This is a genomic window from Stenotrophomonas cyclobalanopsidis (genome assembly GCF_008710035.1).
Taxonomy (GTDB): Bacteria; Pseudomonadota; Gammaproteobacteria; order Xanthomonadales; family Xanthomonadaceae; genus Stenotrophomonas; species Stenotrophomonas cyclobalanopsidis.
In genome coordinates, this window is record NZ_VYKI01000005.1 from 64,226 (window position 1) to 84,402 (window position 20,177).

Sequence of the window (20,177 nt, forward strand, 5' to 3'; positions counted from 1 at the left end):
GTGGCGTTGCAGCTGCATGCAGATGGGCATGGAGAGTCTCGGTGAGTGAGGCAGCGTCATGACTGCCAATCACGCTGCGTTTGATCGCGGCACTCCACACTGGACTCCAGTCAGTCCAGAGGAGCTTGAATGAGCCAGGTTTTCATCGTCGGCGCGGCCGGCAAGGTCGGTCGTTCATTGGCCCAGCAGGCCAGCGCACGCGGCCACCGCGTACTGGCACTGCACCGTGCGCAGGAACAGGCCGCCGAACTCACCGCGCTCGGCGCACGCCCGGTGCAGGGCGACCTGTTGCAGCTGGATGTTGCCGCGCTGGCGGCGAAGATGCAGGGCTGCGACGTGGTGGTGTTCTCAGCCGGTGCCGGCGGCAAGGGCGGCGCGTCGATGACCGACGCCATCGATGGACGCGGACTGGAACTGGCCGTGGCTGCGGCTCAGGCTGCTGCCGTACCGCGTTTCCTGCTGGTGTCGGCCTTCCCGGAGGCCGGACGCGGCAAGCACCTGTCGGATACGTTCGAGAACTACATGGTGGTGAAGAAACGCGCCGACGTGCATCTGGCCGAAAGCCCGCTGGACTGGGTGATCCTGCGCCCGGGCACGCTCACCGACGAACCGGGCACGGGCCGGGTGCGGGCCGGGCTGGCCATCCCCTACGCCAACATCGCCCGCGCCGACGTCGCCGCCACGCTGCTGGCATTGATCGAACACCCGCAGCTGCGGCGTTGCATCATCGAACTCACCGAGGGCGGAACCCCGGTGTTCGATGCGCTGCAGGCGCTGTCGCCGGCATGAGGGCTTGACCACGACAACGCGCTGACGCAGCATCGAGCGCATGCTCCTTCGCGCCACCACCACCGTCACCACCACCACGACTGCCGCTGGCGGGTCGTGAGGTCGTTACGTGACGTGAAATAGCGCACTCTCGCAGGACCCCGCCAGTCATGGACGGGGTCGTATGTTTCTCCGTCCGTGTCCACCCCACAGGAGAAACACCATGAGCCCATCCGGAATCCCCCGCCGCGGCCTGCTGGTCATCGACATGCAGCACGGCCTGTTCAGCGGCGCGCATCGCCCTTACCGCGCTGACGAAGTGCTGGCCAGCATCAATGCGCTGATCGACCGCGCACATGCCGTCGGTGTCCCGGTGTTTGCCGCACGCCACGTCGGTCCCGCAGGCTCGCCGCTGGTCAGCGACAGCCCGCTGTCGCAGCTGCTGGCCGACCTCGCCATCGATCCCGCGCGCGACACCGTGTTCGAGAAGAGGCGGCCAAGCTGCTTCTTCGAGACCGGCTTGGCCGAGCGGCTGGCGGCGGCCGGCGTCGAGGAGCTGGTCATCGTCGGCATGAAGACGGACTACTGCGTGGATAGCACCTGCCGCGCCGCGCGCGACCTCGGCATCCCTGCGGTGCTGGTGGCCGACGCGCACACCACCACCGATTCGCCCGTGCTTGAGGCGAAGATCATCGTCGAGCATCACAACGCCACGCTGCGCGGGGCGTTCGTCAGCCTCGTCGCCAGCGCAGACTGCACGTTCGCGGCAGGGTAGGCCGTCCGCAACGCATACACTGGCCGTCGATGTGCCCGCGCCAACCAAGATTGGCGGCTACCAGGGCAGGGCCATGAGCCCGTCTGGTAGATGCCCACCTTGGTGGACACACTCACCCTCGCTCAGCGCTGCTCGTCCTTGCGCGCGCTCAGCTCACGGTCGGCACGCAGGAACACCGCACTGGTGCTCTCCTCGCCGGTACCGCCGGCGGCGCCCAGCAGCAGCGGCCGCGGCAGTCGCGAGGAAGCATCGTCGGCCACGGCCTGCAGGGCGGCCAGGGTCGCGGCGGCCTGGTTGCTGCCGAGCACCGCGATGAACTCGCCGCTGCCGGTGACCCGGTTGATGCTGTCGCCACGTCCGGCATCCAGGCACTGTTCCAGTGCCACGTCCAGCTGCTGCAGCTGACGTTCCAGGCTGCGCTCGCCCATCTGTTCGGCCAACGTGGCCATGTCCTGCAGCTCGAGGATGACCACGGTGCAGGCAGTGCCGGTGGTGGCGTGCGCCGCTTCCACCAGCGGGCTTTGCTCGAGGATGGTCGCCACTTCCTGCTCGCGCTCGCGGCTGCGCGCTTCCAGCAGGGTCATGGTCAGCCGGGCCAGGGCCTGCAGCGCCTCGCGCTGCTCCTGGCTGAGCGAGCGCGGGGTCAGGTCGACCACGCAGACGCTGCCGACCGCTGCGCCTTCGCGGGTGACCAGCGGCATGCCCGCGTAGAAGCGCGCCCCCATTTCGTTCAACACCGGGTTGTCGACGAAGCGGCTGTCCTGTTTCAGGTCGCCCACTTCCAGCAGCTGCTCAGGCTGGCGGATGGCGTGGTCGCACACCGCCACGTCGCGGTCGGTTTCGGTGCCATCCACGCCGATGCGGGCCTTGAACCACTGGCGATCACGATCGATCAGGGTCACCATGGCCATCGGCGTACCGCAGACGGCGGCCGCCACCTTCACGATATCGTCGTAGGCCGGCTCGGGCAGGCTGCCGACCACGTGCAGCGCATCCAGCGCGTGCTGGCGTTCGGCTTCATTGAATGCGGCAGAAGAGTGATCCGTCATGGTTATCCTGGGCAGTCAGAGGTTCTCGCTCATGCTAGAGCACGCCCGCGCCCGACGGATGAACCATCGCCGCACCCGGCGTGCATCCCGGCGCATGTCCTGCACACTCTCGCGGGCTCGCTCGAAACTGACAAACGATAGGCTGCTGATGGCCTCGCTGTCGGGCAGGTGATCTCGATGCCTGGAACGTTACCTGCGTTCGCAGGCGTCAGAGGCTGCAGTCGGTCGCATCATGGCCGTGCCGTGGTCCACCACGCGATCTGCGGCGCCTGCGCTCACCTGAGTGCGCCTGCGTGCAGAGGTGAAGCGGTCCAGGTGTTTGCACCCGACCGCTTCTGCAGTTCGCTCAGGCCTGGGTCACGGCCTGGATCAGCACCGTGGCAGCCTCGGCCGACGAGCCCGGGTTCTGGCCCGTCACCAGCAGGCCATCGCGGCGCACGTACGAACCCCAGTCCGGACCCTTGCTGTAGTCACCACCGAGGTCCTTCAGCATGTCCTCCACCAGGAAGGGCACGACCTTGGTCAGGCCCACCGCGTCCTCCTCGGTGTTGGCAAAACCGGTGACCTGCTTGCCGGCGACCAAGGGCTTGCCATCGGGCGCCCTGACCTGGCGCAGCACGCCCGGTGCGTGGCAGACCAGGCCGACCGGCTTGCCGCTGGCAACGAACGATTCGATCAGCGCGATGGAGTGGGCGTCATTGGCCAGATCCCACAGCGGGCCGTGGCCGCCGGGGTAGAACACCGTGTCGAAGTCGGCAGCGTTGACGATGTCCAGGCGCACGGTCGCGGCCAGCTGCGCCTTGGCGTCGGCGTCGGCTTCGAAGCGGTGGGTCAGTTCGGTCTGGAATGCCGGCTCGTTGCTCTTCGGGTCCAGTGGCGGCTGGCCGCCCTTGGGCGAGGCCAGCACGATCTCCGCGCCTGCATCCTTGAAGGCGTAGTACGGGGCGGCCAGTTCTTCCAGCCAGAAGCCGGTCTTGTGCCCGGTATCGCCAAGCTGGTCGTGCGAGGTCAGAACGATGAGGACTTTCATGGTGGTGCTCCTGTTGGAGGGTTGGTGCAGTAGACCGGCCGTCTAGCGGTCGATTGTGAAAAAACACTCCGCAGGGAGTGTGTCGGATGCATCCCTCGCTCAGCGTGAGGGATGCAGGATCTGTCGGGTGCTGAGCCGTGCGTTCTCGAAGGGCTGCGGGCCGCGCACGATCTTGACCATGATGCTGGCGCCCAGCCAGAGCTGGTAGAGGCTTTGTGCCAGCGCGGCGGCATCACCGTCGCTGGCCAGCGAGCCGTCGGCCCGGCCGCCTTCGATCGCCCGGGTCAGGCGTTCGATGATGCCGGCCGTGCCACTGCGCAGGGCCGCACGCATGGCCGGCGAGAGGTCAGCCACCTCGGCGCCCAGCTTCACCGCCAGGCCACCCCAGGCGCGTGCGCTTGACCAGCTTTTGTAGAGTCGAGCCATGCTCGACTCAGGGCCTGCAGCCGAGCATGGGCTCGGCTCTACAGATCAGCCTTTGCGCACCCTCTGCAGGAAGGCCTCGACCGCCGGCACCTGATAGGCCCCCTCGCGACGCAGGATGCTGAGCGGTCGCTGCAGCCCCAGCGCCCGCACCGGAAGCCGGAGCACACTGCCGTCCTGCAGGTCACGCACCACGCTGATGCTGGGCAGCCAGGCAATGCCGCCGCCATGGATCGCGGCCTGCTTCAGCGCCTCGGTATTGCCGAACTCCACGATGCTGCCGGTCTGCACGTCCAGTTCCCGCAGCAGCTCGGCGATCAGCTCGCGGGTGCCCGAGCCCGGCTCGCGCATCAGCAGCGGCAGTCCGTTGATGTCGGCCGGATTCGCGCGTCGGCGACGGGCCAAGGGATGCTGCGCACCCACCACGGGAATCAGCTCATCACGGCTGAATTCCTCGGCGACCACGCCTTCGACCCGCACCGGCCCCTCCACGAAGCCGACGGTGAAGCGCAGGTCGGCCACGCCCTGCGCGACCTGCCCGGTGTTGCCGACGAACAGGGAAATACCCACCTGCGGGAACAACGTGCGGAACTGCGCGACGAAACGCGGCAGCACATAGGTGCCGATGGTGTTGCTGGCGCCCATCGACAGCTGCCCGGCGCGGGCATCGGCGAAATCACGCATCGCCGCCTGCGCGCTGTCGGCCACGGCGAACAACCGCGCCGAGTAGGCATGCAGTACCTTGCCTGGTTCGGTCAGCCGCATGCCGCGCGGAAGCCGCTCGAACAGCATCACTCCCAGACGCCCCTCGAAATCCTTCAATTCCCTCGACAACGCCGGTTGGGACACGCGCACGCGGATCGCAGCGGCGGAGATGCTGCCGGTCTCGGCGATGGCGTGGAAGATGGCCAGGTGATGGAGGTTCATGCGCGTGGGTTTCGGTCAGAGCTGCCCGATAAAGTACTGCACCACCAGGCTGCTGGTCGCCACGGCCACCCATACGCCCAGGCCCAGCAGGATGGGGCGGACGCCAGTGGCGGCCATGCGCCGCAGGTTGGCGGAAAGGCCGATGGCGGACAGCGCGAACACGATCAGCACCTCGGCCAGTGTATGCAGCAGCGGCAGCGCGGCGTCCGGCACCCAGCCGGCGGTGCGCAGGCCCGATGCCACCAGGAACCACAGGATGAACCACGGGAAGATCGCGCCGAGATTGAAGCCGCCCGCAGCGCCTGCAATGTTGCTGCCCCGCTTCGCCAGCGCCGCCATCGCCACGGTCAGCACCAGACAGATCGGAATGATCAGGGTCGAGCGGGTCAGCTTGACGATGGTCGCGTAGCCGCCTGCCAGGTCACTGAAGGCGTAGCCGGCGGCCACCACCGACGAGGTGTCATTGATGGCGGTGCCCGCCCACAGGCCGAAGCCCAGGTCACTCATGTGCATCAGGTGGCCGAGCAGCGGGAACAGCAGCACCGCCACCAGGTTGAACAGGAAGATGGTTGAGATCGAGAGCGCCGTTTCGTGATCGTCGGGCTTGAGGATGGGGGTGACCGCGGCAATCGCCGAGCCACCGCAGATCGCCGTACCCACGCCGATCAACACCGTCATCCTGCCGTCCACGCGCAGCCAGCGGCCGAGCAGCCAGGCACTGACGAAAGCCACCGACATCGTCACCAGCGTCACCGACAGGGATGACATGCCGGTCTTCAGCACCTCGCCCAGGCTGAGCCCGAAGCCCAGCGCGATGATCGACCACTGCAGCACCTGCTTGCCGCCGAAGCGGATGCCGGCATCGAAGCGGCTGCCGGGCGCAAGCAGGATCTTCACCACAATGCCGAGCACGATGCCGAACACCGGACCACCGGCCAGTGGCAGCCAGTGCCCAAGTACGAGCGCGACGGCGGCGACGGCGGCCGTCAGCAGCAGGCCGGCGTAATGATGCAGGATCCAGGACGGGGGGCGGGAGAGCGGGCGGTCCATTTCAGCAGCTGCGTGGGTTGGGATGGCCAGTGTGGTCGTCCACGATCCATGCATCCAATACAAATAATGCAGCCATCTCATATCGAAATGGCATGGCAGCGAAAGCGGACCGGCGCTGACCATCGGCAACGCCCCCCCGATCCGGCGAGCACAGCGCACGATGGTCGCCCTCGGGAACGTGCGCCGAGGGGTGCCGGTGAACTGCGATGCCCGGTGATACATTTCGGCAGATTTCACTAATTGATAACCAATCTTATTTGGCATAGCATTCCGTCCGCCAGCCCCGGACCTTCGTCTCGCCAGCGCCCACGCTCACCGACACGAAGGCCCCATGAAGACTCTTTCCCTGCTCGCCGTCGCCGCGCTGGCGATGGCTGCATCCCTGCCGGCACACGCCCATACGCCCTACCTGGTGCCCAGCAACTTCGCGCCGCGGGCAGGGCAGACCGTTGCCGTGGACGCCTCGTTCGCCGAGACCTTCTTCGTTCCTGAAACCGCGTTCGATGACAGCCAGTTCACCGTGACCGGCCCCGACGGCAAGCAGGCGCCGCTGGCCTCTCAGGTGATGAAGACCCGCACCGTGGCCGAGTACACGCTGCCAGCAGGGACGGGTACTTACCGCCTCAGCACCGGCCCGCGCCTGGGCGCGCTGTTCCGCACCTGGGAACAGAATGGCAAGCGCGAGAGCTCGCGCGATCCGGCGGTGAAGATTCCGACCGGTGGCAAGGTGATCTCCGATTTCCAGTCGCTCACCCAGGCCGACAGCTACGTCACCGTCGGCAATCCCGACCGCGCCGCGCTGGCGCCGCGCAACAAGGGCGTGGAGCTGGTGCCGGTCTCCCATCCCAACGATCTGTACGTGGGTGAGACCTTCGATTTCATCGTGCAGTACGACGGCAAGCCCTTGGCCGACCAGGCCGTGGACGTCACCGAGGCGGTGTGGAGCTCGGACCGCACGCCGCAGGTGGTCAACCTGAAGAGTGATGCCGCCGGGCACGTGCGCCTGCCGCTGTCCGCAGCCGGCACCTTTATCGCGCTGACCCGCCACCGCACCGCTGCGCCCACCGGCGCGCCGGTGGCCGAGTACAGCAACAGCATCACGCTCTCGTTCCGCGTGCTGAATCCCTGATTTCCCCGTAACACCGCCTTCGAGGTCGACATGAAAACCACCGTGCTTGCCAGTGCGTGCGTTGCCGCGCTGCTGCTTTCTTCCGCTGTTTCCGCACAGACCGCGCCCGGCCCGCGTCCGCTGGTGGGCGGCCACGGCAACAACGTGCTGGCGTTCATCGCCGAGCACGATGACAACGGCGATGGCCGCGTGACCTGGGGAGAGTTCGAAACCTTCCGCCGCAACCGCTTCGACGCCACCGATACCGACCAGAACGGCACCATCGAAGAAGCCGAGTACGTGGCCGAGTTCGATGCCCGCGTGGCCGCCGAGATCGAGCGCGAACGCGCCGCCCAGGTCGAGCAGACCAAGACCCGTTTCGCTGCGCTGGACACCGACAGGAATGGCCAGGTCTCGCGTGCCGAGTTCGATGCCGCCGGTGAGAAGACCTGGCAGGGCGGGCAGAAGGCACTGGCCAGCAAGGGCGCGGATACCAAGGCCGCGCCGCAGCGCGAAGCGAACACCGCGGCCGGCGCGCAGCGCTTCGACAACCAGCAGCGCAGCCGCCTGGGCATGCCCACCAGCCACACCGCGGCCGGCTTCCTGGAGCTGTACGACGAAAACGGTGATGGCAAGGTCGACCGCGCCGAATACCAGCGCGTGCGCGATGCGCAGTTCGCCCGCACCGACAGCAGTGGCGACGGCCAGCTGAGCCTGGATGAGTACCTGGCCGAGTTCGAGGCCCGCGTGGACCGTCGCATCGATGCGCTGGACCCGGGCGGCGACCGCCAGGTGCACGTACGCTTCGGCGTGCTGGACGGCGACAAGGATGGCCACATGACCTTCGCCGAGTACCAAGTCTCGGGCAAGCGCCTGTTCGAAACCGCCGACCGCAACAAGGATGGCGTGGTCGATGCGGCCGACGCCAAGGTGCCGGCACCCGCACCGCGCCGTTGAGTGCCCGGGTCACCCCGCGCGGGTGACCCGCCGTTGCAACCGTTGTTCTTTCTGCTGACCGGGCCGCCTGCATCAGGTGGTCCGGGAGGCTCCATGCCTGATCGAGCCCTCGATGACGTCCCTTTCCAACCTGCTGCTGGTGACCTGCGTGACGCTGTGCGGACTGCATGCGGGCAGCGCCAGCGCTGCCGAACTGCACCGCGACGATGTGCTCGGCACCTCGCTCGACCTGCGCATTGACGCGCCTGCAGTGCAGGCCGCTGCTGCCCAGCATGCGGCGCTGGCCGAGATCGAGCGACTCGATGCCGTGCTCAGCCGCTGGCGCGCGGATAGCGAGCTCAGTCGCTTCAATGCCACCACCGGGCCCCAGCAACTGTCCCGCGATCTGCGCGCCGTGCTGCGTCTGTGCGAGGAATGGCGCGCACGTACCGAAGGGCTTTTCAGCTGCCGCCTCGGCACGGTGGCGCAGCGCTGGCGGCAGGCCCAGGAGAGCGGCGTGCTGCCGACGCGCGAGGAGCTGCGCGCATTGGCATCGGCTGCCGCCAGTGCCGAAGTCAGCCTTGATGACCGCGAGCCGGTGACCCGTCCGCAGGCGGTGGTGTTCGATGTCGATGCCCTCGCCAAGGGCTACATCATCGATCGCGCCCTTGCCGCCGCACGTGCAGCAGCACCTGCCGCCACCGCGATCGGTTTGGATATCGGCGGCGATGCCCGTTACTGGCAGGCCAGCGTGGCAGGGCAGGCCCGGCCGGTGGGTGTGGCCGATGCCCGCGCACCGCGTGACAACCGGTCCGTGTTCGCCACCGTGGCGCTGCGCTCGCAGGCCATCGCTGCCAGCGGCCATGCTACCCGTGGCTACAAGGTGGGACGTCGCCAGTACAGCCACATTCTCGACCCATGGTCGGGCTGGCCCATGCAGTTCGCACCGTCGGCGACGGTGGTGGCGCCCGATGCCAGCAGCGCCGATGCGTTGGCCACCGCGCTGTCGGTGATGCCGATCCGCTCCGGGCTGGAGCTGGCCGATGCGATGCCGGACGTCGCCGCACTGATCCTGAGTGATACCGGTACCGCCTTCGCCTCGCAGCGCTGGCCGGCCTTGCTGGTGGCCACCGACAGTGCAGCCACTGCACCCGAGCAGCTGGTCATCGATTACCAGGTACCCAACCTGGCCAGCGAGCGTTACCACGCCCCGTACCTGGCGATGTGGATCGCCCGCGAGGATGGCAGCCCGGTGCGCCAGCTGCTGGTGCTGGGCGAGCGCTCGCGCTACCTGCAGGATCTGCCGCAGTGGTGGCGCCGCTACGGCCGCGATGATCTGCCGGCGATCCAGGGTATCGCCCGGCCGACCCGCATGCCTGGCCGCTATTCGGTGGCCTGGGATGGTCGCGATGATCGCGGCCAGGCACTGCCGCGTGGTGCGTACCGCGTGCAGGTCGAGGCCGCTCGGCAGGGTGGGGGTCACGAATTCCTGTCCCTGCCGATCGATACCGGCCAGGACAGCAGTCTTCCTGCGAAGGCGCAGGGCAGCAGCGAGATCGGCACCCTGCAGGTCTCCAGGCCCTAGCCACACCTCATTACCGATTACTCCCAGCAACGCAGACCGCGCCGTACCCCGGCGCTCCGCAGCCAGGAACGCCCCAGCCACATCGCGCACGGGCACAACCACCTTCCACAACTGCGGAGTTCCCGATGAAACTGCAACCCTCGCTGCTGGCCCTGGCCGTCGCCACCAGCCTCGCCGTGCCGGCCCTCGCCCGTGCGGCTGCGCTCGAAGCCGACAGCACCCTCGACACCATCCAGGTGACCGAGACGCGCAAGAAGTCCGACAACCAGAACGTCACCACACTGTCCGCCAAGAACCTGCAGCAGCAGGGCGCGCAGAGCATGGAAGACGCCATCAGGTACGTGCCCGGCGTGGAAATGGTCGATCTCGGTCGCGCCGGTTTCAACGGCTTCAACATCCGCGGCATGGAAGCCGACCGCGTGTCCATCACCCTGGACGGCCTGAGCTTCCCGCAGAGCATGGATCCGGGCACCTACCAGCCCTATGAATTCTTCCGTTCCGGCCGCGGCAGCGTCGATCTGGAAGCGGTGAAGACGGTGGAGATCATCAAGGGCGCCGACGCGATCACCGCCGGCAGCGGTGCGCTCAGCGGCGCGGTGATGTTCACCACCAAGGACCCGGCCGACTTCCTCAAGGCCAGCGGCAACGACAGCTTCGGTTCGGTGAAGTACGGCTACACCGGTTCCAGCGACGAGAACATGGGCTCGCTGACCCTGGCCAACCGCACCGGCAGGTTCGAATCGCTGTTGGTCTACACCAAGCGCGATGGCCACGAGACCGAATCCTGGTACGACACCACCATCGATCGCCTTGGCCCGGGCCGCCGCACGCCCGATCCGGTCGACCGCGAGAGCGACAACCTGCTGTTCAAGGTCAACTTCCTGGCCACCGACACCCAGACCCTGGGCATGGTGTATGAGCGCGCGCGCTCCACCAACGATGTTGACAACTGGACCCGCAGCGACGGCACCGGTTCGTACTTCTTCCGTAGTGCCGAAGACCGCAGCGACCGCGACCGCTACGGCCTGAAGTACACCTGGCGCGCGGACAACGCGCTGTTCGACAGCATGGAAGCCACCGCCGACTACCAGAAGAACTACATCCAGGGCCAGACCAACGTGCTGGTGGCCAACGGCACCGCGGCCACCTATGGCACCCGCTGTTCGACCACCGACCCGTGCTCGCGCCAGGAAAACCGCTGGGACACGCAGAAGCGCAACCGCGTCGCCCTGAACTTCGACAAGAGCGTCGAAGCCGCCGGCCTGCGCCATGACATCGTCTACGGTGCCGCCTGGCAGCAGGCGAAGATCCACTGGAACTCGGTGGACTCGCGCTGGGGCAACGATGGCAGCCTGTTTACCCGCGATACCGATCCGTCACTGTGGCCGGACACCCGCGAGACCGACCTGACCGCTTACGTACGTGACCGCGTCCGCCTGCTCGACGATCGCCTCAGCCTGACCGGCGGCCTGCGCTACGACCGCTACAAGTACACCCCGGAGACCTCGGTCGGCGGCAATGGCCAGTCGGGCTACGAGGATGATGCAGGCAGCGTCGGCGTCTCCAAGTTCTCCTCGCCGACCTGGAACCTGGGCGCCGAGTTCAAGTTCACCGATACCCAGTCGCTGTGGGTGCAGGGCGGCCGCGGCTTCCGCGCGCCGGGCGTGAATGACATGTACGGCAGCGCCGCCAGCACCGACTACACCCGCGTGTCCGACGGAGCCACCGTGTCGTTGCCCGATGGCCGGAGCAACCCGGACCTGGATGCCGAGCGCAGCCTGAACCTGGAAATGGGCTGGCGGTTCCAGAGCGATCGCCTGCGCGTGGGCGTGTCGGTGTTCCGTGACAAGTACAGCAACTTCATCGACACCGCCCAGTACCTGGCCGACGAAGGCATCCAGTACCGCAGCAGCCGTGGCGTGGTCAGCAACGGTTACACCTACACCATGCCGATCAACCGCGGCGACGTGGAGGTGAAGGGCGTGGAGGCCGAAGGCATGTGGCTGCTGGCCGATGACTGGCTGGCCCGCGTGGCCTACTCGTACAACGAAGGTACCGACAACGACGGCGAGCCGCTGGCCAGCATCATTCCGGCCAAGGCCGTGGGCGGCCTGACCTACAACGCGCCGTCGCGCCGCTGGAGCGTCACAGCCAACGTCACCCACCAGCAGCGCAAGGACCCGTCGGATTACGGCAAGAGCATCACCAACGGCAGCTACGGTGTTGAAGTGGTGCCGGTCTACGCCTACAAGGCACGTGAGTACACCCTGCTGGATGTGTTCGGCAGCTACGCCATCACCCCGAAGATCAACCTGACCGCCGGCGTCTACAACGTGTTCAACAAGGAGTACTACCTGTGGAACCGCGTGCGTACCGCAGGTGCAGGCACCGCGATCTTCCAGGGTGCAACCAGCCCTGATGGCATCGGCCGCTGGTCGCAGCCGGGCCGCAACGTGCGCTTCACCCTGAGCTACGACTTCCTGTAAGCAGGGCAGGGGTCGGATCCCTTTCCGCAGGAAAGGGCTCTGACCTTGCTGCACGGAACGCATCCACGCACGGCATGGCTCTACAGCGTCTTCTCATACTGCACTTTGATGCCCATCCTGCTGTCGCTGCCGGTGTAGCGTGACACCGTCCCAACAGCATCCCGATACACCGTGCGCGAGCCCTGCCGCTGCTGCAGCACATTGGACAACGACAGATTCAGGCGACTGGCCTCGTCCAGCTTCCAGTCCGCGGCCACATCCAGGGTCCGCTCCGGCGTCGATGCGCGCGCCCACTCGGCACTGAGCCGGTTGGTGCCACCGCCGCTGTAGCTGTAATCCACGCTGCTGGAGAAGCGCTTCGACGCCTGCCAATGCAGCCCCACGTTGCCACTCAGCGGCGTCTGGTCGGCCAGCCGATTGTCCGGTCCCGGCACCGACGCCACCCGTGACCAGTTGCGGGTCAGGTTCGCCGTGATCTGCAGATCCATATCCGTCCGCAGCAGGTCGGCCAGCGCGAAGCGGGTATCCAGGGTGAGACCATGGGTCTGCGCCCTGCCTGCGTTGTACGGCGTGCTGATCCACAGCCCGTCCTGCACCGACAGCGAGCGCAGGATCACATCGTCGACGCGGCGCGCATACGCCCCCAGGCTCACCAGTCCATCCTTTCCAAGGTAGTGCTCGTAGCTGGCATCCATGCCCCACGCGATCTCCGGCCGCAACGCCGGGTTGCCCTGCTGGTCCGGGTTGGTCGGGCCGTTACCGTTGTTGACCGAGTACCGCCGCGGCAGCAGCTGCCAGGGCTGAGGTGCATTGAAGGTACGGGCCAGGCCGAAACGGAACTGATCCTTGCTGGACGAGGACGGTTTGAACACCCACTGCGCGATGGGGCTGAACACGTTCGAGCGGCTGCGCAGGATGCCGCTGGTACGGCTGCCGACGGCCGTGTCCAGTCCTTCCCAACGCAGGCCGAGGTAAGTCTGCAGGCGCGGCGAGGTGCGCCACTGGTCCTGCGCGTAGAGTGCGAGGCGACGGATGTCGGCCCGATAGTCGTCCTCGATCAGATCCAATGGGCTGCCATTGCCCGCACGGTCGCGCTGTACGCGGCGTTCGTTGCGGTCGGTGTAGCCCGCGTCCCAGCCGAAGGCCAGATCATGCCGATCGCTGAAGCCGCTGACGTACTTGCCGGTGCTGGAGTAGGCGGTATGGGTCGCGCGGGTGCGCACGCTGCGGTCCAGGGCGAAGCTGCCGTCGGGCGCGTAGCCGAGGAAGGCGAAATCCACGTCACGGCTGAAGTGCATCACGCCGAATTTGACGTCCAGCGTGTCACGCTCACCGATCTGGCGCTTCCACTGCCCATCGCTCTTGGAGGTCCATGTGCGTGAGTCGTTGATCCAGCGGTTGCGCGGATAGTCACTGGGGCCGCCGTCAAGCACGACCTCGTTGCGCTCACGGGTCCAGGCTTCCTTCCTGTACTGCTGCAGGTTGTTCCAACTGACTTCATCGCGGTCGCCCAGGGTCCAGGTCAGCTTCGGCGCAACGTTGAAGGTGCTGGTCTGGCCGACGTAGCGCTCGCCGGTGCGGCGCAGATAGAGCCGTTCCTCCAGCGCATCGCTGGCCTGGTCCTCGATGACCGCGTCGAGGCGTTCCTTCGGAGCCGAGGCCGTGGCGCTGACCGACCAGGCCAGTGCCTGCCGCTTCCCCGACAGCAGCAGGGTGGCGGCGGGCGTGATGTCAGCGCCCGACTGCCCGGCACTGATCTTGAGCGTGCGCTGGCGTGCGCCATCATTGCGGCGCAGGACGATGTTGATGGTGCCGGCGATCGAGCGCGTGCTGTACTCGGCCACCGCAGTGGGCAGGATCTCGATGCGTTCGACCAGTTCGGGCGCGATGGAATCGATCGAGAACCCGGCCGGTGCCGGGTCGCCATCGATCAGGATCTGCACATGATCCCCGCCGAGCCCGCGCATGCGGATGCCTTCGGCGGTGACGGTGACCCCGGGAAGCCGGCGAAGAACGCTGCCGAGCCGGTCGTCATGGTGGCGCAGGATGTCCTCGCGGCCGATGCTGATGCGCAGGGTCGGGTCTTCACGGCGCAGGTCGGTCTGCGAGGGGCCGGTGACCTTGACCGTCTGCAGATCAGTCGCACGGGTATCCCGTGCAGGCGGCTCAGCAGGCTGGGCGTATCCGGTGTCGGCCAACAGGCTGATGCCCAGTGCCAGACTCGCGGCCAGGGATCGCCGTGGCGAGCCGGCGGGGTCGGTTTGCATGCATCCATTCCTTCAGGGGTCGAGGGGCGTCCTGCCCGAGCAACTCTATCGACCCCGGTCCGCGCGCAGCAGCGGTATGTTGTTGCAGCAGCCATTAGCAGAATTCATGGCGAGCGCCCACAAACCTGTAGCGTCGAGCCATGCTCGACTGGCTCTCAGGACGCCTTGCTCGACTGAAGGCCGGGGGACCATCGCCAGTGCGGCGGCCATGGGCTTCCGTACTGGTGCATTGTTTTGGTGCTGGTCCAGCCCATGCTAGCCTCCCCACCGGGACGCCCACGCCTGACAGGGGGAGGACATGGATTTCCGCAGCCACGTACCTGGCGTGCTGATCGCACTCGCACTCAGTACTCTTGCGGCACCGATGACCTCAAGCGCCCACAGCGGCGGACTGGACAGGAACGGCTGCCACACCAATCGCAAGACCGGCGACTACCACTGCCATCGCGTCGCACCCATCGCGCCGCGCATCATCGAACCGCCCCGCAACAACCTGGCCCCCGGGCCTGCAGGCAGAAACCGCCCGTTCGCCAACTGTGCTGAAGCTCGCGCCGCAGGCGCAGCCCCCGTGCGCCGGGGCGAACCGGGCTACGGCCCACACCTGGACCGCGACAACGATGGGGTAGGGTGCGAGCCCTATCGGGGTCGTAGATAGGGCCCCGTTCAGCGCGCCCGCTGCAATGCCTTCATCTTCGCCTTGCTGCGGTCCAGCCACGATGAAGTGGAGTCCGGTTCCAAGGTGGGGCTTGGTGCGCCAGCAGTTCCGTCTGAGGGAGGGAACGATGCGGGATCGCACCCTTCCGACTCGATCGCCGCGTTCTCGGCCACCGACTTCCGCGCCGACCTGAAGAAGTTCGACGTGCCGACGCTCGTCATCCACGGTGATGACGACCAGATCGTGCCGATCGACATCTCCGGCCGCCAGTCGGCCAAGCTCATCAAGGGTGCGAAGCTGATCATATACCCGGGTCCGCCGCACGGCCTGACCGTCACCCGCAAGGGCAAGGTCAACCAGGACCTGCTGACCTTCCTGCAGGAAAAGTAAGCGACGGGGGCCCCGGTATGTGCAGGGGCCTTCTGCTTTCCATCCTCGATGTCGCAGACCGTGAGACCGCCCTCCGTATTCTCTGGGCCATGCTTACGTCCTCCGCACATCACGGCTTCCAGCGCCCATCAACCCCGTCCGGCTGGGTGCAGACCGGCGAGCGCTGGGCGCTGTGGTGGAACGCGCGCGAAGTAGCCGCGGTCGTCCCGGACGGGCGGCCGGGCGTCCGGCTCTGGATGAAGGGACAGAAGATGTGGCAGACCAAGGATGTGCGAGCTGCCAGCATCCGCCAGGGAAAACGCTTCGCCGAGCGCTGGTGTGCCGCGCGGCTGTACCCGGAGCTGCCGTTGCGCGAAGCGGTGGCCCGGCTGGTAGAGCCTGCAGCGCATGATCCCGCGGTGCCGCTGCCGCCGAAAGAGCGGCAGCAGGTACGTCGTCTCGCCGACGCGGGCGGCTGCGATATCGCGCGCATCAAGGAAGCACTGGACGCGCGCCGGCCGCAGCACGCGCACTGAGCTCCTTTCGCATCATCGGCGATGGCGAAGGGTAGTCAGAACAAGTCCTGCTCCAGCAAACAGACACGCAGCAAGCGCCGCGATTGAAAGCGGAAGATGGAATTCCTCCCGCCCCGCCGCAGCAAACAGGACATGGATTCCTGCCGTCGCCATCCCGGTTATGCCGCAGATGATGGCGTAGGTTCTGGCGGACCGCTTTGCCAGCGCTACCTGCCGATAGCCGTGAAGCAGCCCACCAACGGCGACCAGATTGAACACCAGGAATCCCTGGACCCCGCCCGGCACCCGGAACATGTCCCATTCGTGCCAGAAAGCCGCATCGATCTGATGAAGGATCAACGACAACAGGGTTGCCAGATACCAACGCTCCATGAAGACTCCGTCCTTTTTATCGAGCGCGAGTCTATCAGTGTCCGATCACTGCCCGACCGGGCACAACGGAGCCCACCCTCTGCGATGGGCCCCGCCGGCAGGCGTCACTTCGGCATCAGCACGCTGTCGACCACGTGCACCACGCCGTTGGACTGCATGACATCAGCGGTTGTCACCGAGGCCTTGCCACCCTTGGCATCGATCACCCAGACCTTGCCATCCTGCAGCTTCACCGTCAGCGGCTCGCCCTGCACGGTCTTCAACGTGCTGGTGCCACCGTGGCTGCGGGCGGCGGCGGTCAGCTGGCTCGAGGTGTAGGTGCCCGATACCACATGGTAGGTCAGCAGCTTGGTCAGCTTGGCCTTGTTTTCAGGCTTCAGAAGCGTATCCACGGTACCGGCCGGCAGCTTTTCGAAGGCTTCGTTGGCGGGCGCGAACACGGTGAACGGTCCCTTGCCACTCAGCGTATCGACCAGGCCGGCGGCCTTCACCGCGGCGACGAGGGTGCTGAGGTTCTTGGCCGTGGAGGCATTCTCCACGATGGTCTTGTTGGCATACATCGGTGCGCCGCCCACCATCGGGTTGTCGGCGGCAAACGCTGCAGGTGCGGTACAGGCGACCGCGATACCCGCGGCAATGGCAAGACGCTGGATCTGGCTACGCATGTTCGTTTCCTCAGTGAACAAGGCCGTTCGGCCTCTGGATGGATGCAGGCGTGCCTGCGGATAACGCGCCAGTGGCAGCTGTCGCAGCGCGTTGTGCCTACCTCTACGTGTCATCGAGGCAGATTGGATGCGGCGGATTTCAAGCATCTTTTGAATGGTTCAACGACGTTGACGAGACGTGACGAGGGGCAGGGGGCATGCAGCGGGCCCGCGCCAGAAAATCGACGCTATTTGGCCCGGGCGCGGGCTTTGCTAACCTTCTCCGGGGCGCGACCAGGCGCGCTTCGGATGCCAAAAGGATGCTTAGGTAGATGCCCAACAGAGCAGCGCGGAAATGGCAGGGCCTGCCGAAGTTCCAGGAGGCACCGCGCCGCAGGAAGATCGGCACCATTCTGAAGCTGGCGGGTGTCTCATGCATTCTCCTGGGACTGGGCTGGACCGCGTGCTACCTCTATGTTGACCGCACCGAGCTGGCCGCGCCCTTCCTGGGCGTGATAGCGGTCGGGGTGCTGGCCCTGGCTCGTAGCCGCCGCGCCGATGGCATGTCCCTGCTGATCGTCGCCCATGGCGTCTTCCTGTCCGTGGTGGGCGTGGCGGTGATCGATGCGCCGATCGCCTGGGTGCCGCGCTCGGGGCACTTGTTCCTGTTGCCGCTCGCGGCGGGTGCGGCCTTCACCTTCGATGCGCGCGAGCGCTACGGCTCACTGGTCTTCCCGCTGGCCTGCCTGGCCACGTTCGCAGCGTTTGCCATCGGCGCGCTGGATTTCCTGGCCCCGGGCACGTCACCGCCGATCGAAGTGCGCGTGTGGGGCGCGCGGTCCAATACGGTCATCTCGATGACCCTGCTGGCCGCGATCTTTGCGATCTACCGCAAGGACATCGGCAACCGGCTGCGGTTGGAGCGCGAGCTGGGTCGCTCAGTGCGCAACGGTGAGATCGAAGTGCACTACCAGCCGCAGGTGCGCGGCAATGGCGTGGTGACCGGCGTGGAAGCGCTGGTGCGCTGGCGTCGTCCGACGGGCGAACTGCTGCCGCCGGGTGCCTTCATTGCGCAGGCCGAGGAAAGCGGCGCGATCCGTGACATCGGACTTGAGGTGCTGAGGCAGGCCTGTGAGCTGCTGGTGCAGTGGGCCAGCCAAGCCGAGACCCGCGACCTGCGGGTTGCGGTCAACATCAGCCCCATCCAGTTGCTGGACGACGGTTTCGTCGCAGCCATCAGCGCCGTCATCCGTGATGCGGGGGTAAACCCGGCGTTGATCGAACTGGAACTGACCGAGTCCGCGCTGTCGGCGGAAACCGCTGAGATGATCGAGAAAATGAAGGCGCTGGAGGCCCTGGGCGTGACTTGGGCGCTGGACGACTTCGGCACCGGTTTCTCCGGCCTGTCCACGCTGCGCACGCTGCCGGTACGCAAGTTGAAGATCGACCGCAACTTTGTCGACGAGGCCACCACCCAGGAACGCGCGCAGCGCCTGCTGGGCAAGATCGTGGAGATTTCCCAGGTGATGGGAATGAGCGCGCTGGCCGAAGGCGTTGAAACCAGCGCGCAGCGTGACCTGCTGGTGGGACTGGGCTGCGATCACTTCCAGGGCTATCTGTTTGCCAAGCCGATGCCGAAGGACGCGCTGGAGCAGTGGATCAACGCGCGGGTAGCGTTGGGCTTGCTCGATACATCGCTCCTGTAGAGCCGAGCCCATGCTCGGCTGCTTTTCGCGGAGAGCAACCGAGCGTTGGCTCGGCTCTACAGCTGGGCGCAGGCTTCTGCGGAGGTTGCTGGCCCAGCCACCGGATGCCGCAAGGTGGGCCGCCAAGGCGCCTTCTTTCCCGGGCCGGCCAGACTGCCCATACTGTCCGCATGAACCCGTTCCGCCGCATCCAGGCCTCTCTGGCCGGCCACCTGCGCAGCGAGGCCTGGCGACGCCGCGCCGCGCTGTGGATCGGCGCCGTTGCCGTCGCGCTGGTCGCCATTCTGTTCGCCAAGGCCAGCGACGCTGCGTTCGGCCTGTTCCAGCGCGCCATCGACCACTCGCCGTGGTGGGCGCTGCTGCTCACGCCGGGCATCTTCGCCTTGCTCGCCTGGCTGACCAGTGGCGCCCTGCGCCCGACCCGGGGCAGCGGCATTCCCCAGGTCATCGCCGCGCTGGAAAAGCCCGATGAGACCTTCCGGCAGGTCAATCTCTCGCCCGGCGTTTCCGCCGGCAAACTCCTGTTGACCTCGCTCTCGCTGCTCGGTGGTGCATCCGTCGGCCGCGAGGGCCCCACCGTCCACGTCGGCGCCAGCCTGATGTATCTTTTCGGCCGCTGGTTCGGCTTCAAGGACCCAAAGGAGCTGTCGCACTTCCTGCTGGCAGGCGGTGCAGCCGGCATCGCGGCGGCGTTCAATACGCCGCTGGCGGGTATCGTGTTCGCCATTGAAGAGTTGAGCGGGCGCTTCGAGCATCGGTTCTCGGGCACGCTGTTGACCGCGGTCATCGTGGGCGGCGTGGTTTCGCTGGGCCTGTTGGGCAACTACACCTACTTCGGCCACGTGACCGCACGCATGCCGCTGGGCCAGGCCTGGTTGGCCATCCTGCTGTGCGGGGTGGTGGCGGGCCTGTTGGGCGGGGTATTCGCCCGCATGGTGCTGGCCAGCGTTGCTGGCCGGCCGCGCTGGCTGGGCACGCTGCGGCAACGGCACCCGGTGCTGCTTGCCGCCGGGTGCGGCCTGGTGGTGGTCGGTCTGGCCGCCGCGTTCGGCGATGGTGCGTATGGCACCGGGTATGAGCAGGCACGCAGCCTGGTGCAGGGCCACGCCGAGGTGGGCCACGAGTTCGGCCTGATGAAGCTGCTCGCCAACCTGGCCTCGTACATTGCAGGCATTCCAGGCGGCCTGTTCTCGCCGGCACTGGCCGTGGGCGCCGGCATCGGCCACAACCTGGCCGCACTGATGCCTGCCGTCGACCCGCGCGCCTTCGTGCTGCTGGGCATGTGCGCCTACCTCACCGGCGTGACCCAGGCGCCGCTGACGTCGGCGGTCATCTCGCTTGAACTGACTGACAGTGGCGACCTGCTGCTGCCGATCCTGGCCACGGTCCTGATCGCACGCGCGGTGTCCGGGCTGGTGTGCCCGGTGCCGATCTATCGCGGCCTGGCCGAGCAGTTGCTTGTGAAATAACGCCGCGAACTCGAAGTACCCA

At 66.8% G+C, this 20,177-nt stretch carries 18 protein-coding genes and 1 pseudogene; 11 read left to right on the forward strand and 8 right to left on the reverse strand.

Annotation, left to right across the window (positions count from 1 at the left end; genetic code table 11):
• Positions 1-129 precede the first annotated feature (129 nt).
• Both FJU31_RS05845 and FJU31_RS05850 read left to right on the forward strand, forming a co-directional pair.
• Positions 130-789 (forward strand): NAD(P)H-binding protein, encoded by a 660-nt coding sequence (locus FJU31_RS05845; RefSeq protein WP_150453906.1) that lies wholly within the window; start codon positions 130-132, stop codon positions 787-789.
• A 202-nt stretch (positions 790-991) separates the two neighbouring features.
• Positions 992-1,543 carry a cysteine hydrolase family protein gene (locus FJU31_RS05850; RefSeq protein WP_150453907.1) on the forward strand — a complete coding sequence of 184 codons (552 nt, stop codon included), beginning with the start codon at positions 992-994 and terminating at the stop codon, positions 1,541-1,543.
• 122 nt (positions 1,544-1,665) lie between these two features.
• Here FJU31_RS05850 and FJU31_RS05855 read toward each other — a convergent pair whose 3' ends face one another.
• The 5 genes from FJU31_RS05855 to FJU31_RS05875 form a co-directional block, all read right to left on the reverse strand.
• Positions 1,666-2,592, reverse strand: coding sequence for a GAF domain-containing protein (locus FJU31_RS05855; RefSeq protein ID WP_150453908.1), 927 nt, complete (start codon positions 2,590-2,592; stop codon positions 1,666-1,668).
• Positions 2,593-2,938: 346 nt separating this feature from the next.
• Positions 2,939-3,622: a type 1 glutamine amidotransferase domain-containing protein gene (locus FJU31_RS05860; RefSeq protein WP_150453909.1), complete on the reverse strand. Its 684-nt coding sequence runs from the start codon at positions 3,620-3,622 to the stop codon at positions 2,939-2,941.
• 99 nt (positions 3,623-3,721) lie between these two features.
• On the reverse strand, positions 3,722-4,048 hold the full coding sequence (locus FJU31_RS05865) for a TetR family transcriptional regulator C-terminal domain-containing protein (protein ID WP_150453910.1): 327 nt from the start codon (positions 4,046-4,048) through the stop codon (positions 3,722-3,724).
• A gap of 45 nt (positions 4,049-4,093) precedes the next feature.
• A complete protein-coding gene (locus FJU31_RS05870; RefSeq protein WP_150453911.1) occupies positions 4,094-4,972 on the reverse strand; it encodes a LysR family transcriptional regulator in 879 nt (292 codons plus the stop codon).
• A gap of 15 nt (positions 4,973-4,987) precedes the next feature.
• Positions 4,988-6,022: a YeiH family protein gene (locus FJU31_RS05875; protein WP_150453912.1), complete on the reverse strand. Its 1,035-nt coding sequence runs from the start codon at positions 6,020-6,022 to the stop codon at positions 4,988-4,990.
• A gap of 331 nt (positions 6,023-6,353) precedes the next feature.
• Here FJU31_RS05875 and FJU31_RS05880 point away from each other — a divergent pair, with 331 nt between their 5' ends.
• The 4 genes from FJU31_RS05880 to FJU31_RS05895 all read left to right on the forward strand — a co-directional run bounded on the left by FJU31_RS05880 (position 6,354) and on the right by FJU31_RS05895 (position 12,137).
• Positions 6,354-7,151, forward strand: coding sequence for a DUF4198 domain-containing protein (locus FJU31_RS05880; protein WP_150453913.1), 798 nt, complete (start codon positions 6,354-6,356; stop codon positions 7,149-7,151).
• Between the two features lie 30 nt (positions 7,152-7,181).
• Positions 7,182-8,087 carry an EF-hand domain-containing protein gene (locus FJU31_RS05885; protein WP_150453914.1) on the forward strand — a complete coding sequence of 302 codons (906 nt, stop codon included), beginning with the start codon at positions 7,182-7,184 and terminating at the stop codon, positions 8,085-8,087.
• Positions 8,088-8,199: 112 nt separating this feature from the next.
• Positions 8,200-9,651 (forward strand): DUF2271 domain-containing protein, encoded by a 1,452-nt coding sequence (locus FJU31_RS05890; RefSeq protein ID WP_150453915.1) that lies wholly within the window; start codon positions 8,200-8,202, stop codon positions 9,649-9,651.
• 125 nt (positions 9,652-9,776) lie between these two features.
• Positions 9,777-12,137: a TonB-dependent hemoglobin/transferrin/lactoferrin family receptor gene (locus tag FJU31_RS05895; RefSeq protein ID WP_150453916.1), complete on the forward strand. Its 2,361-nt coding sequence runs from the start codon at positions 9,777-9,779 to the stop codon at positions 12,135-12,137.
• A gap of 80 nt (positions 12,138-12,217) precedes the next feature.
• Here FJU31_RS05895 and FJU31_RS05900 read toward each other — a convergent pair whose 3' ends face one another.
• Positions 12,218-14,404 (reverse strand): TonB-dependent receptor plug domain-containing protein, encoded by a 2,187-nt coding sequence (locus FJU31_RS05900; protein WP_150453917.1) that lies wholly within the window; start codon positions 14,402-14,404, stop codon positions 12,218-12,220.
• A gap of 364 nt (positions 14,405-14,768) precedes the next feature.
• On the opposite strand from FJU31_RS05900, the gene FJU31_RS19545 reads away from it, so the two are divergent.
• From FJU31_RS19545 to FJU31_RS05915, 3 genes and pseudogenes are all read left to right on the forward strand, one after another.
• Positions 14,769-15,059, forward strand: coding sequence for an excalibur calcium-binding domain-containing protein (locus FJU31_RS19545; RefSeq protein WP_150454002.1), 291 nt, complete (start codon positions 14,769-14,771; stop codon positions 15,057-15,059).
• 147 nt (positions 15,060-15,206) lie between these two features.
• Positions 15,207-15,449, forward strand: a pseudogene (locus FJU31_RS05910) (alpha/beta fold hydrolase); the annotation flags it as partial.
• 146 nt (positions 15,450-15,595) lie between these two features.
• A complete protein-coding gene (locus tag FJU31_RS05915; protein WP_246161225.1) occupies positions 15,596-15,964 on the forward strand; it encodes a hypothetical protein in 369 nt (122 codons plus the stop codon).
• A gap of 12 nt (positions 15,965-15,976) precedes the next feature.
• Here FJU31_RS05915 and FJU31_RS05920 read toward each other — a convergent pair whose 3' ends face one another.
• Together FJU31_RS05920 and FJU31_RS05925 are read right to left on the reverse strand one after the other, a co-directional pair.
• A complete protein-coding gene (locus FJU31_RS05920) occupies positions 15,977-16,336 on the reverse strand; it encodes a DUF6713 family protein (protein ID WP_150453918.1) in 360 nt (119 codons plus the stop codon).
• 104 nt (positions 16,337-16,440) lie between these two features.
• The gene (locus FJU31_RS05925) at positions 16,441-17,001 is read right to left on the reverse strand and encodes a fasciclin domain-containing protein (protein ID WP_150453919.1); all 561 of its coding nucleotides are present in this window, start codon (positions 16,999-17,001) and stop codon (positions 16,441-16,443) included.
• Between the two features lie 311 nt (positions 17,002-17,312).
• On the opposite strand from FJU31_RS05925, the gene FJU31_RS05930 reads away from it, so the two are divergent.
• Together FJU31_RS05930 and FJU31_RS05935 are read left to right on the forward strand one after the other, a co-directional pair.
• Positions 17,313-18,686: a putative bifunctional diguanylate cyclase/phosphodiesterase gene (locus tag FJU31_RS05930; RefSeq protein ID WP_150453920.1), complete on the forward strand. Its 1,374-nt coding sequence runs from the start codon at positions 17,313-17,315 to the stop codon at positions 18,684-18,686.
• A gap of 170 nt (positions 18,687-18,856) precedes the next feature.
• Positions 18,857-20,155, forward strand: coding sequence for a chloride channel protein (locus FJU31_RS05935; RefSeq protein ID WP_150453921.1), 1,299 nt, complete (start codon positions 18,857-18,859; stop codon positions 20,153-20,155).
• The last annotated feature ends 22 nt before the right edge of the window (positions 20,156-20,177 follow it).

Coding starts and splice junctions, on each gene's coding strand:
- FJU31_RS05845 (WP_150453906.1), top strand. CDS start 130: ATGAGCCAGGTTTTCATCGTCGGCGCGGCCGGCAAGGTCGGTCGTTCA.
- FJU31_RS05850 (WP_150453907.1), top strand. CDS start 992: ATGAGCCCATCCGGAATCCCCCGCCGCGGCCTGCTGGTCATCGACATG.
- FJU31_RS05855 (WP_150453908.1), bottom strand. CDS start 2,592: ATGACGGATCACTCTTCTGCCGCATTCAATGAAGCCGAACGCCAGCAC.
- FJU31_RS05860 (WP_150453909.1), bottom strand. CDS start 3,622: ATGAAAGTCCTCATCGTTCTGACCTCGCACGACCAGCTTGGCGATACC.
- FJU31_RS05865 (WP_150453910.1), bottom strand. CDS start 4,048: ATGGCTCGACTCTACAAAAGCTGGTCAAGCGCACGCGCCTGGGGTGGC.
- FJU31_RS05870 (WP_150453911.1), bottom strand. CDS start 4,972: ATGAACCTCCATCACCTGGCCATCTTCCACGCCATCGCCGAGACCGGC.
- FJU31_RS05875 (WP_150453912.1), bottom strand. CDS start 6,022: ATGGACCGCCCGCTCTCCCGCCCCCCGTCCTGGATCCTGCATCATTAC.
- FJU31_RS05880 (WP_150453913.1), top strand. CDS start 6,354: ATGAAGACTCTTTCCCTGCTCGCCGTCGCCGCGCTGGCGATGGCTGCA.
- FJU31_RS05885 (WP_150453914.1), top strand. CDS start 7,182: ATGAAAACCACCGTGCTTGCCAGTGCGTGCGTTGCCGCGCTGCTGCTT.
- FJU31_RS05890 (WP_150453915.1), top strand. CDS start 8,200: ATGACGTCCCTTTCCAACCTGCTGCTGGTGACCTGCGTGACGCTGTGC.
- FJU31_RS05895 (WP_150453916.1), top strand. CDS start 9,777: ATGAAACTGCAACCCTCGCTGCTGGCCCTGGCCGTCGCCACCAGCCTC.
- FJU31_RS05900 (WP_150453917.1), bottom strand. CDS start 14,404: ATGCAAACCGACCCCGCCGGCTCGCCACGGCGATCCCTGGCCGCGAGT.
- FJU31_RS19545 (WP_150454002.1), top strand. CDS start 14,769: ATGACCTCAAGCGCCCACAGCGGCGGACTGGACAGGAACGGCTGCCAC.
- FJU31_RS05920 (WP_150453918.1), bottom strand. CDS start 16,336: ATGGAGCGTTGGTATCTGGCAACCCTGTTGTCGTTGATCCTTCATCAG.
- FJU31_RS05925 (WP_150453919.1), bottom strand. CDS start 17,001: ATGCGTAGCCAGATCCAGCGTCTTGCCATTGCCGCGGGTATCGCGGTC.
- FJU31_RS05930 (WP_150453920.1), top strand. CDS start 17,313: ATGCCCAACAGAGCAGCGCGGAAATGGCAGGGCCTGCCGAAGTTCCAG.
- FJU31_RS05935 (WP_150453921.1), top strand. CDS start 18,857: ATGAACCCGTTCCGCCGCATCCAGGCCTCTCTGGCCGGCCACCTGCGC.